The sequence below is a fragment of the Rathayibacter sp. VKM Ac-2879 genome (assembly GCF_015351245.1).
Classification (GTDB): domain Bacteria; phylum Actinomycetota; class Actinomycetes; order Actinomycetales; family Microbacteriaceae; genus Rathayibacter.
This window is the reverse complement of the sequence record NZ_JADKSO010000006.1, coordinates 74,225-85,147: the sequence shown is the minus strand read 5'-3', so window position 1 is coordinate 85,147 and position 10,923 is coordinate 74,225. Positions and strand designations below refer to the sequence as shown.

Sequence of the window (10,923 nt, the reverse complement as noted above, 5' to 3'; positions counted from 1 at the left end):
CGCTGTTGAGTTCTCAAGAATCGGACACACCCCACCTCCACACCACAAAGATGCTTCACAACGAGAGTGATCGAATAAAAATTGCCATGTGCTTGCTTCACATGAAGCGACTACACTAAGCTTGAGAGAAGTAAAAACCTCTCTGCCGCCGTGGCAACTTGCCTAACCTAGCACATCCACAAGACCCGGTCAAACCCGGTCTCCTTCACGATGCTCGACCAGACCGAAGATCTGATCGTTGCGCCGAAGCCGGAATCGTTGATCCCGTGGAGGCTTTGCATCTTACGCTCGCATCCTGCGATCTTCAAGAGACGAATCTCTTGCGAACCTGGAGCGAGGGGATGGTCCCCGCTTGAGGTGGGCCAGCTGGTCTCGACGCTCTGCGTCCGACTCTCGCTTGCCGCTCCTTTGGGGTGACGAGGAGTTACATTACGTCGGTGCTCGGCGGGCGGCAAATCGCTGATGTCCCGGGCGTGTCGCGATCAGGCTCCATCGGGCGCGCGATCGACGTGCCTCGCCTGTCGCCGGTTCGTCGTGCTCAGCGGACGAACGCGCCGGCGAAGCTCTTCTTGCCCCGGCGCAAGACGGCGATGCCGTCGATGAGGGGCAGATCACCGAGCACGGCGGACTCGTCGGCCACGAGGACGTTGTTCACCGAGAGCCCGCCCTGCGCGAGAGCCCGACGAGCCTCCCCCATGCTCGCGACGAGCCCCGTCTCGAGGAACGCCTGGATCACGGGGGTCGTCGCGCTCACCTCGGTCGACGGCACCGCCTCCAACGCACCGCGGAGGATCGCCGGCTCGATGCCGTCGAGAGCGCCCCGGCCGAAGAGCGCGGCGGACGCCTCCACCACTGCGCGCGTCACGGAGGCGCCGTGCACGAGCGTCGTGACCTCGTCGGCGAGCGCACGCTGCGCCTCCCGACGGAACGGCTCGTCGACACTCGCCCGCTCGAGACGGTCGATCTCGGTGCGCGGGAGGAAAGTGAACACCTTCAGCCGGTCGACGACATCCCGATCATCGGTGTTGAGCCAGAACTGGTAGAAGGCGTACGGGCTCGTCAGCTCGGGGTCGAGCCACACGGCGTTCCCCTCGCTCTTGCCGAACTTCGTGCCGTCGGAGTTCATCACGAGCGGCGTGCCGATCGCATGGACCGAGACCCCCTCGGTGCGGTGGATCAGATCGGTGCCGCTGGTGAGATTGCCCCACTGGTCACTCCCCCCGGTCTGCAACACGCAGCCGTAGTGGCGGTACAGCTCGAGAAAGTCCAATCCTTGGAGGATCTGGTAGCTGAACTCCGTGTAGCTGATGCCCGCCTCGGAGTTGAGCCGCGCGCTGACCGCGTCCTTTTTGAGCATCGTGCCGACCCGGAAGTGCTTGCCGATCTCGCGGAGGAAGTCGATCGCCGAGAGCGGGGCCGTCCAGTCGAGGTTGTTCACGAGGCGCAGCCCGTTCTCTCCGTCGACAGCGAGGAAGCGCGACACCTGGGCCTGTAGCCGCGCCACCCATTCGACGACCGTCTCTCGGGAGTTGAGGGTGCGTTCGGCGGTCGGGCGCGGGTCGCCGATCAAGCCGGTGGAGCCTCCGACGAGACCTAGAGGCCGGTGACCGGCGAGCTGCAGGCGTCGCATCACGATGAGCTGCACCAGGTTGCCGAGGTGAAGGCTCGGCGCTGTGGGGTCGAATCCGCAGTAGTAGGTGATCGGCTCGCCCGAGAGCAGGAGACGCAGAGCATCGCGGTCGGTCGAGACGTGCACAGAGCCACGCCAGACGAGCTCGTCCCAGACGGAGTCGAACGAGCGGTCGAGCAGCGGGGTGGTCGCGGAACCCTGGACGTCCTGGTCGGTCACTCCCCCACGATACCGTGGGTGGATTCCTCTCCTACCGCTTTAATCAAGCTTCAGGACTTGATCGAAGCTGATCAAGCGTGCATGCTTGATTGCGGAGGCCCCATGTTCGTCATCACCGCCGACCAGCGCGACAGCCGTCACGACGACGACCGCGTCGAGACGGCCATCGCCCGCCTGCTCGAGACCACGCTCGAGGGGTTCGTCCTGCCTCCCGAGCGCACCGCGGGAGACGAGTTCCAGCTCGTCCTCGACCGGGCGGACGCGGTCGTCTCGGTCGTCCTCGCCCTGCACCGGAGCACGCACTGGAGCATCGGTCTCGGGATCGGCGCGGTCGAGCGTCCGCTCCCTCCCACCACGCGCGCCGCTCGAGGAGAGGCGTACTTCGCCGCTCGCCGTGCGGTCGAGGCAGCGAAGGGGCGGCCCAGCCGCTTCTCACTCGATCCCGACTCCCCCGTCGGCGCCTTCCCCGCAGCGGCCGACATCCAGGCGCTCGCGGACCCGCTGCTGCACCTCCGAGACGCGCGCACCGAGGCCGGCTGGCAGATCGTCGACTTGCTCGAGAGCGGGCTCTCGCAGAAGGAGGCGGCCGAGCACCTCGACGTGTCCCCCCAGGCAGTGAGCCTGCGGGTGCGCGCCGCGAGCGCCCGGGTCGATGCGCCTGCTCGCGACGCGCTCGCCCGGCTGCTGTCGGTGCTCGACAGTACGCTCGACCCCGTCGACGAAAGGACCTCCCGATGACGGACTTCCCCGCCCCTCCGGGCCTGCTGATAGCCGGGCTGCACGCGAGCTCGCAGCTCGGAGTCGTCCTCGTCCTGATCGCCGGGCTCGTCGGCGCGGTGCTCGCGGTCCGCCTCCGCCGACCGACCCTCGCGTGGATCGCTCTCGGAGCGGCGGCGGCCGCGTTCCTCCTGACGGCGGTCGCGAACGCCTCAGGTCTTCCGGTGCACGGCATGCCGGCGGCCGTGCTCGCTTTCGCGCTGGCGGTCGTCGGCGGTGGTCCGATCGTGCTGCTCACACTCGACCTCGCGACCGCCGACTCGCGTAGCGGCACTCACGGCGGCATCATGGTCGCCGGAGAGCCCCGGCCCTCGACCGAGGCGAGACCCACCGCGATCGGTCAGCCGATCGAGGTGCTGCGCGGCGGCACGACCATCGGGGTCCTCGAGCGGATCGCCGCCGCGGGGGCGATCCTGAGCGGTCTCCCCGAGGGCATCGCCGTGGTCGTCGCGATCAAGGGCGTCGGCCGGTTCAGCGAGCTCGCTTCGCCGGAGGCACGCGAGCGCTTCATCATCGGGACCCTCGCGAGCCTCGCCTGGGCGGCGGCACTCGGCGTGCTGGGCCGGCTCTACCTGGCGGGCTGACTGCGACGCCGGGGCACCGCCGCCCGATAGGGCGAGACCGTCGGATCGCCCACGATGCTGAAACGCCACGGGAAGTCCGCCCCTCCGCCCTGTCCCGAGACCCCGGTCCTCACGCCGGCCACCACCTCGACCGGAGCCTCCCGTCCGCGCAACTCGAAGGCAGCGTCCAGCGGGTCACCCGACTCCTCGAGCCGCACACCGAGCGCCTTCGCCAAACGCGCGGGGCCCCGCGCGAGATCCCGCGAGCGCACCGGGCCGCGCCGGAGCAGGGCGAGCCCCTCGCCGACGACGACCTCGCCGGCCCTCACCAGCACGGCTGAGGCAGTGCCTGCGGGCGAGCAGACGATGTTCATACACGTGTGCATGCCATAGCTGAAGTAGGCATAGACGGAGCCGGGCGAGCCGAACATGGGCTCGGTCCGTCGGGTCGGGCCACGGTGCGCGTGCGACCCGGGGTCCTCGCCGGTGCCGAGGTACGCCTCCACTTCGGTGAGGCGCACCCCGACCACCCCCGCCTCGGTGCGATGCAGGAGCACGCAGCCGAGGAGCTCCGGGGCGACGTCGAGCGCAGACCGCGAGAGATCGGGGACGCCCACCTCTAGAAGAAGCTCTTGCCCGAGACCAGGGTGATCACGAGGACGGCCACGATCACCACCCCCGCGAGGACGACCAGGGTGCGCTGCTGCCAGGGTCGCAGCGGCGGCCGGCTGTCGCCTCCCGGCCCGCGGAGCGTCATGAGCGCTCTCCGCGGAGCGCTGCCCGCACCACACGCACCCGCTCGGTGAGCTGGGCGAGCTGCTCCGCCACTCGGGCGGGCGCGGTACCACCGACCCCGTCGCGGCTGGCGACCGAGCCCTCGATGCTCAGCACCGAGCGCACCTCGGGCGTCAGCAACGGCGACACGGAGGCAAGCGCCACGTCGTCGAGATCCTCGAGGCCCAGGCCGCGGGACTCCGCGAGCTTGACCAGCTCACCGGTGATCTCGTGCGCATCGCGGAACGGCACGTGCTTCTTGACGAGCCACTCGGCGACGTCGGTCGCGAGCGAGAAGCCCTCGGGTGCGAGCTCGGCCATCCGCTCGGTGTGGAAGGTCAACGTCGCGATCATGCCGCTGAAGGCGGGAAGCAGGACTTCGAGCGTCGTGACCGAGTCAAAGACCGGCTCCTTGTCCTCTTGCAGGTCGCGGTTGTAAGCGAGCGGCAGCGCCTTGAGGGTGGCCAGCAGGCCGGTCAGGTTACCGAGGAGGCGGCCGGCCTTGCCTCGCGCGAGCTCGGCGATGTCGGGGTTCTTCTTCTGCGGCATGATCGACGACCCGGTCGAGTAGCCGTCGTCCAGGGTGACGAACGCGAACTCGCGGGTGTTCCAGAGGATGATCTCCTCGGCGATCCGCGACACGTCGACGCCGATCATGGCGCTGACGAAGGCGAACTCGGCAACCAGGTCTCGGCTCGCGGTCCCATCGATCGAGTTCGGCACGCTGGAGCCGAAGCCGAGGTCGCGGGCGACCGCCTCCGCATCGAGACCGAGGGTCGAGCCCGCGAGGGCCCCCGAGCCGTACGGCGAGACGTCGGCGCGCGCCGCCCAGTCGCGCAGACGCTCGAGGTCGCGCAGCAGCGCCCAGCCGTGGGCCAGGAGATGGTGCGCGAGGAGCACGGGCTGCGCATGCTGGAGATGCGTGCGTCCAGGCATGATCGCCGCCGGGTGGGCCGAGGCCTGCGCGGCGATCGCGTCGATGAGCTGCAGGACGAGCTCGGCCACGATGGCGGCATGGTCGCGGAGGTACATCCGCACGAAAGTCGCGATCTGGTCGTTGCGCGAGCGGCCGGCACGCAGCTTGCCGCCGAGTTCGGCCCCCGCCTCGAGCAGAAGGCCGCGCTCGAGGGCGCCGTGCACGTCCTCGTCGGAGTCCTCGGCCGTGAAGCTCCCGTCGGCAACGGCCGTGCCGAGCCGCTCGAGTGCGGCGAGCATTCCCGCGAGCTCGGACTCGTCGAGGTAGCCGGCCGCGGATAACGCTCGCGCGTGGGCACGAGAGCCGGCGAGGTCGTAGGGCGCGAGCTGCCAGTCGAAGTGCGTCGACTTCGACAGTGCGGCGAGCTCGGGCGAAGGACCGCCGGCGAAGCGGCCTCCCCACAGGGCTCCCGCCTCGCCCGCGCGGGCGGAGGGTCGTTCCGTCATGGTTCTCCTCGGTGTCGGTCGTCGAGTCTAGTGAGCGACGCCGGCGACGCCGGCGACGCCGGCGCGCGCGAGGAGCCAGACGAGCAGTGCCTTCTGCGCATGCAGGCGGTTCTCGGCCTCGTCCCAGATCACGCTCTGCGGACCGTCGATCACGTCGGCCGTGACCTCGTAGCCGCGGTCGGCCGGGAGGCAGTGCAGGAACAGTGCGTCGGGAGCCGCCGCCGCCATCGTGCCGGCGTCGACGCGGTAAGCGCCGAAGGTCGCGACCCGCGCGGTCTTCTCGTCTTCCTTGCCCATCGACACCCAGGTGTCGGTGACCACGATGTCGGAGCCGGCAGCACCCGCGACGGAGTCCGTGGTGCTCAGCGCGGAGCCTCCGGTCGTGGCCGCGATGCGCTGGGCATCGGCGAGCACCGCGGAGTCGGGAGCGTACGACTCCGGCGAGACGATGCGCACGTGCATGCCTGCCGTCGCACCGGCGAGGAGGTAGGAGTGCGCCATGTTGCTCGCACCGTCGCCGAAGAAAGTCAGGGTGAGGCCGGCCAGCCGCCCGCGATGCTCGCGGATTGTGAGCAGATCGGCGAGCAGCTGACAGGGGTGGAACTCATCAGACAGCGCGTTCACAACAGGGACGCGGGTGCCGCGCGCCATCTCCTCCAGGCCCGACTGCGCGTAGGTGCGCCACACGATCGCGGCGACCTGGCGCTCGAGCACACGAGCCGTGTCGGACGCCGTCTCCTTGCCGCCGAGCTGGCTGTTCGCGGTCGAGATGATCAGCGGGACTCCGCCCAGATCGGCGATACCGACCGCGAACGACACGCGAGTGCGTGTGGAGGACTTGTCGAAGATCACGGCGACGGTCTGCGGGCCGGCGAGCGGCTTCTGAGCGAAACGGTCGCGCTTGAGCTTGAGCGCCAGGTCGAGGATCTCGGCCTGCTCGGCCGGAGTGATGTCGTCGTCGCGGAGGAAGTGGCGGGTCACGGGTGCAGGTCGCTTTCGATGGAGGGGAAGGTGGGCACGGTCACGCGTCGAGCATCCGGAGCGCGCGTCCGAGGCGGGCGGCGAACTCCTCGACCTCCGCAGAGGTGACGATGAGGGGCGGGGCGAGGCGGAGGGTCCGCTCATTGGCGGCGTTCACGATGAGCCCCTCACGGAGCGCAGCGGCGGCGAGCTCGACACCGACCGGGCGTGCGAGCGCAATGCCCAGGAGCAGGCCCGAGCCGCGGACCCCGTCGATGTCCGGCGAGCCGAGGGCTGCGACCGCCTCGACGATCTGCGCGCCTCGCTCGCGCGCGTTGCGGAGCAGCTCCGCGCGCTCGATCTCGCCGATCACCGCTCTGGCGACGGAGGTCGCGAGAGGGTTGCCGCCGAAGGTGCTGCCGTGTTGCCCCTTCTGCAGCAGATCGGAGGCGTCGCCGAAGGTCACGAGGGCGCCGATCGGGAAGCCACCGCCCAGCCCCTTCGCGATCGTCACCGCGTCGGGGACGATACCGGTCGCCTGATAGGCGAACCAGTGACCCGTGCGCCCGATACCGGTCTGGATCTCGTCCACGATGAGCAGCGCGCCGTGCTCGCGGGTCAGCTCGCGCGCGCCCTCGAGGAATCCCGGGGGAAGCGGGAGGACACCCGCCTCACCCTGGATCGGCTCGACGATCACCGCGGCGACCGAGTCGTCGAGGGCCGCGGCGAGCGCCTCCAGCCGTGCCTCGATGTGCTCGACACCACCGGGCATGGGCTCGAAGGGGGCCCGCATCGCAGCCTTACCGCTGAGCGCGAGCGAGCCCATCGTGCGCCCGTGGAACCCGTTTTGCAGCGCCAGGATGCGGTGGCGGCCACCCGCGGAGTTGAGGCGTGCCAGCTTGAACGCCGCCTCGTTCGCCTCCGCACCCGAATTGGCGAAGTACACGCGGCCGCGCTCGCCCGCGCCGGTGAGGCTGCGGAGGGTCTCGGCCAGCTCGATCTGCGGGCTGGTCGCGAAGTAGTTCGAGACGTGGGCAAGGATGCCCGCCTGGCGCGTGACGGCCTCGACGAAGACCGGATGGGCGTGGCCCAGCGAGTTGACGGCGATGCCGCCGAGGAAATCGAGGTACTCGCGCCCGTCCACGTCCCAGACACGGCAGCCCTCGCCGCGCTCGAGCACCGCGAGCGGTGGCGCGAAGGTGCGCATCATCGCGGCCGAGTACCGGTCGCGGGCCGCGTCGGCGTGCGAGTGGGTGTCGGTGACAGTGGACATGGGGGCCTTTCGATCGGAGCGGTCCGGCCGCGAGGGCCGTCGGTGCGCCGATCCGGGACGGGATCGACGCTCGGAGCCGGGGCCATTGAGGATCAGCGGCCCGACATTCGCTCCCGGTCGCGCGGGTCGGCCGAGGCGACGACCTCGGTGCCGATCCCCTCGGAGGTGAACACTTCGAGCAGGATCGAGTGCGGAATGCGGCCGTCAATGATCGCGGCCTTGTGGACACCGCCGCGCACGGCGTCGAGGCACGCCGTCATCTTCGGGATCATCCCGGACTCGAGAGACGGCAGCATCGCGGCGAGGTCGTCGGAGGAGATGTGCGACACGAGCGAGTCTCGGTCGGGCCACTCGGAGTAGAGGCCCGCGACATCGGTGAGGACGACGAGCTTCTCTGCGCCGAGCGCGACGGCGAGCGCGGCGGCGGCTGCGTCGGCATTCACGTTGAGCGACTGGGTGGGGTCGTCGGAGTCAGGCGCGATCGAGGACACCACCGGGATGCGACCGGCCTCGAGCTGGGCGAGGACCGCCGCAGGGTCGACGGCGATGACGTCGCCGACGAGTCCCAGATCGTGCTCGACGCCGTCGATGACGGCCGAGCGGCGGCGACCGACGAAGAGCCCCGCGTCCTCTCCGGAGATCCCTGCGGCCAGCGGGCCGTGCTCGTTGATCCGGCGGACGATGTCGCGACTGATGCTGCCGGTGAGCACCATGCGCACGACCTCCATCGCCTCGGGGCTCGTCACGCGGTAGCCGCCCCGGAACTCGCTCTCGATGCCCAACCGGTCGAGCATCCGGGTGATCTGCGGGCCTCCGCCGTGCACGACGACGGGCCGGATGCCGGCGTACCGCAGGTAGACGATGTCTTGCGCGAAAGCGCGCTGCAGCTCCTCCGAGACCATGGCGTTACCGCCGAACTTGATCACCATCGTGCGTCCGTGGAAGCGCTGCAGCCACGGCAGCGCCTCGATGAGGGTCTCCGCCTTCGCCGCTGCCGCGTCGCGCAGGGCGAGGCTCTCTGCGGGGGTGGGAGTCACGTCGTCCATCGGCTCAGCTCGAGTAGGCGGAGTTCTCGTGCACGTAGTCGTGCGTGAGGTCGTTGGTCCAGATCGTCGCCGTCGCGTCTCCCGCGTGCAGGTCGATATCGACCGCCACCCGGCGGGGCGCAAGGTCGACGAGGTCGCGGCTCTCGTGCGGCTCGCCGGCACGACACACCTGCACCCCGTTCATCGCCACGTCGATGCCGTACGGGTCGAACTGCGCGTCGGTCGTGCCCACGGCGGCGAGGACCCGGCCCCAGTTGGGGTCGTTGCCGAAGATCGCGGCCTTGAAGAGGTTGCTCCGCGATATGGCGCGGGCGACGACGACCGCCTCGTCCTCGGTCGCGGCGTGGACGACGCGGATCGCCACGTCGTGCGCCGCCCCCTCGGCGTCGGCCTGCAGCTGGAGGGTGAGGTCGCGGCACAGCTCGGTGAGCGCGGCGGTGAAGTCGACGACCTCCGGGCGGACCCCGCTGGCGCCGCTCGCCAGAAGAGCGACCGTGTCGTTGGTCGACATGCAGCCGTCGGAGTCGAGGCGGTCGAAGGTCACCCGGGTGGAGGCGCGCAGGGCGGCATCGAGTTCGGCGGAGTCGAGGACCGCGTCGGTCGTGATGACCACCAGCATCGTGGCAAGACCTGGCGCGAGCATCCCGGCACCCTTGGCCATGCCGCCGATCGTCCACCCGTGCTCGGAACGGACGGTCGACTGCTTGGGCACGGTGTCGGTCGTCATGATCGCGCGAGCGACCGACTCGCCCGCCTCCGTGCCGTCGGCGAGGGCCGCGGAGGCGTCGGTCACGCCGCTCGTGATCTTCGCGAGATCGAGCTGGTCGCCGATGAGCCCCGTCGAGCACACGAGGACATCGCCCGCCGAGACCCCGAGCCGCTCGCCGACGAGCTCGGCGGTGCGGTGCGTGACCTGGAAGCCCGCGGCGCCGGTGTAGCAGTTCGCTCCTCCGGAGTTGAGGACGATCGCCGAGACGACGCCGTCGGCCATCACCTGCTCACTCCAGAGCACGGGGTTCGCCTTGCAGCGGTTGCTCGTGAAGACGGCCGCCGCGTTCTGCAGGGGGCCGAGGTTGTGCACGAGCGCGACGTCGCGCGCGCCCGTGGACTTGAGCCCCGCGACGACTCCCGCCGCGGTGAATCCGGCTGCTGCGGTGACGCTCACGGCGCGACTCCGTTCACGCTGAGGCCGAGGGACTCGGCGAGGCCGAGGGCGATGTTGGCCGATTGGATCGCGGCACCCGCTGTCCCCTTGACCAGGTTGTCGAGGGCGGTGACGACGACGACACGGTGCGCGCGCTCATCGACGGCGATGCCCACGAGGGCGGTGTTCGCTCCGACGACGTCCGCCGTACGGGGGAAGGAGCCTTCGGGCAGCAGCTGCACGAAGAGCTCGTCTCCGTACGCGGCCTCCCACGCGGCGCGGACGTCATGTGCCGAGACACCAGGCGCGAGACGAGCCGTCGAGGTGGCGAGTATGCCCCGGGCCATCGGCACGAGGACCGGCGTGAACGAGATCGACACGGGACCGGCACCGGCCAGGAGGAGGTTCTGCCGGATCTCCGGATTGTGGCGATGGGAGCCTCCGACGCCATAGGCGTGCGCCGAGCCGAGGAGTTCGCTCGCCAAGAGATCCGTCCGCAGGTTCTTGCCCGCGCCCGAGGGCCCGACGGCGAGCACCGACACGAGGTCGGCGGGCTCGATCACCCCCGCATGCAGCCCGGGGGCGAGACCGAGAGTGATCGCCGTGACGTTGCAGCCGGGTACCGCGATGCGCCGGACTCCCCGAAGCAGCTCGCGCTGAGTGCGCCCGCCGCCGATGAGGAGCTCTGGCAGGCCATACGGCCACGCACCGGCGAAGTCGCCGCCATAGTATGCGGCCCAGTCCGCGGGATCGGTCAGTCGGTGGTCGGCTCCACAGTCGACGACGAGGACGTCCTCGGGGAGGGTCGCGGTGATCTCGCCCGAGGCGCCGTGCGGCAGGGCGAGGAAGACGACATCGTGGCCGGAGAGATTCTCGGTCGTCGTGTCGACGAGAACCAGCTCGCGGAGCGAACGAAGATGCGGATGCACGGCCACGAGCGGCTGCCCGGCGTTGGAGTGCGCCGTGACGGTGCGCACCTCGAACTGGGGATGGCCGGCGAGCAGACGCAGCAGCTCGCCGCCCGCGTAGCCGCTCGCGCCGGCCACCGCCACGGAGAAAGTCATGCCGGAAAGCCTAGCCGGTGCCGGTCGGGGCCCCGTTCGTCGGGGAGCCCC

11 protein-coding genes are annotated in these 10,923 nt (G+C 70.1%); 2 read left to right on the top strand and 9 right to left on the bottom strand.

Annotation, left to right across the window (positions count from 1 at the left end; genetic code table 11):
- Positions 1–538 precede the first annotated feature (538 nt).
- Positions 539–1,849, bottom strand: a complete 1,311-nt coding sequence (gene tyrS / locus ITJ45_RS13855; RefSeq protein ID WP_194610862.1) for a tyrosine--tRNA ligase — start codon at positions 1,847–1,849, stop codon at positions 539–541.
- A gap of 102 nt (positions 1,850–1,951) precedes the next feature.
- Between tyrS and ITJ45_RS13850 the strand changes: the two genes are divergently transcribed.
- Together ITJ45_RS13850 and ITJ45_RS13845 are read left to right on the top strand one after the other, a co-directional pair.
- Positions 1,952–2,587, top strand: coding sequence for a helix-turn-helix domain-containing protein (locus ITJ45_RS13850; protein ID WP_194610864.1), 636 nt, complete (start codon positions 1,952–1,954; stop codon positions 2,585–2,587).
- Positions 2,584–3,210, top strand: coding sequence for a hypothetical protein (locus tag ITJ45_RS13845; protein ID WP_228493988.1), 627 nt, complete (start codon positions 2,584–2,586; stop codon positions 3,208–3,210). The genes ITJ45_RS13850 and ITJ45_RS13845 overlap by 4 nt, the downstream gene beginning before the upstream one ends.
- Here the strand turns inward: ITJ45_RS13845 and ITJ45_RS13840 are convergent.
- The 8 genes from ITJ45_RS13840 to argC form a co-directional block, all read right to left on the bottom strand.
- On the bottom strand, positions 3,195–3,806 hold the full coding sequence (locus tag ITJ45_RS13840; RefSeq protein WP_194610866.1) for a DNA-3-methyladenine glycosylase: 612 nt from the start codon (positions 3,804–3,806) through the stop codon (positions 3,195–3,197). The two genes, ITJ45_RS13845 and ITJ45_RS13840, sit on opposite strands and share 16 nt — an antisense overlap.
- Before the next feature lie 2 nt (positions 3,807–3,808).
- Positions 3,809–3,946, bottom strand: coding sequence for a hypothetical protein (locus ITJ45_RS13835; protein ID WP_194610868.1), 138 nt, complete (start codon positions 3,944–3,946; stop codon positions 3,809–3,811).
- The gene (gene argH, locus ITJ45_RS13830; protein WP_194610870.1) at positions 3,943–5,385 is read right to left on the bottom strand and encodes an argininosuccinate lyase; all 1,443 of its coding nucleotides are present in this window, start codon (positions 5,383–5,385) and stop codon (positions 3,943–3,945) included. The genes ITJ45_RS13835 and argH overlap by 4 nt, the downstream gene beginning before the upstream one ends.
- A gap of 27 nt (positions 5,386–5,412) precedes the next feature.
- A complete protein-coding gene (gene argF, locus ITJ45_RS13825) occupies positions 5,413–6,366 on the bottom strand; it encodes an ornithine carbamoyltransferase (protein WP_194610873.1) in 954 nt (317 codons plus the stop codon).
- A gap of 40 nt (positions 6,367–6,406) precedes the next feature.
- Positions 6,407–7,618, bottom strand: a complete 1,212-nt coding sequence (locus ITJ45_RS13820) for an acetylornithine transaminase (protein WP_194610875.1) — start codon at positions 7,616–7,618, stop codon at positions 6,407–6,409.
- A 92-nt stretch (positions 7,619–7,710) separates the two neighbouring features.
- Positions 7,711–8,664 (bottom strand): acetylglutamate kinase, encoded by a 954-nt coding sequence (gene argB / locus ITJ45_RS13815; protein ID WP_194610877.1) that lies wholly within the window; start codon positions 8,662–8,664, stop codon positions 7,711–7,713.
- Positions 8,665–8,668: 4 nt separating this feature from the next.
- Positions 8,669–9,829, bottom strand: coding sequence for a bifunctional glutamate N-acetyltransferase/amino-acid acetyltransferase ArgJ (argJ, locus tag ITJ45_RS13810; protein WP_194610879.1), 1,161 nt, complete (start codon positions 9,827–9,829; stop codon positions 8,669–8,671).
- On the bottom strand, positions 9,826–10,872 hold the full coding sequence (gene argC / locus ITJ45_RS13805; RefSeq protein WP_194610881.1) for an N-acetyl-gamma-glutamyl-phosphate reductase: 1,047 nt from the start codon (positions 10,870–10,872) through the stop codon (positions 9,826–9,828). The genes argJ and argC overlap by 4 nt, the downstream gene beginning before the upstream one ends.
- Positions 10,873–10,923: the final 51 nt, after the last annotated feature.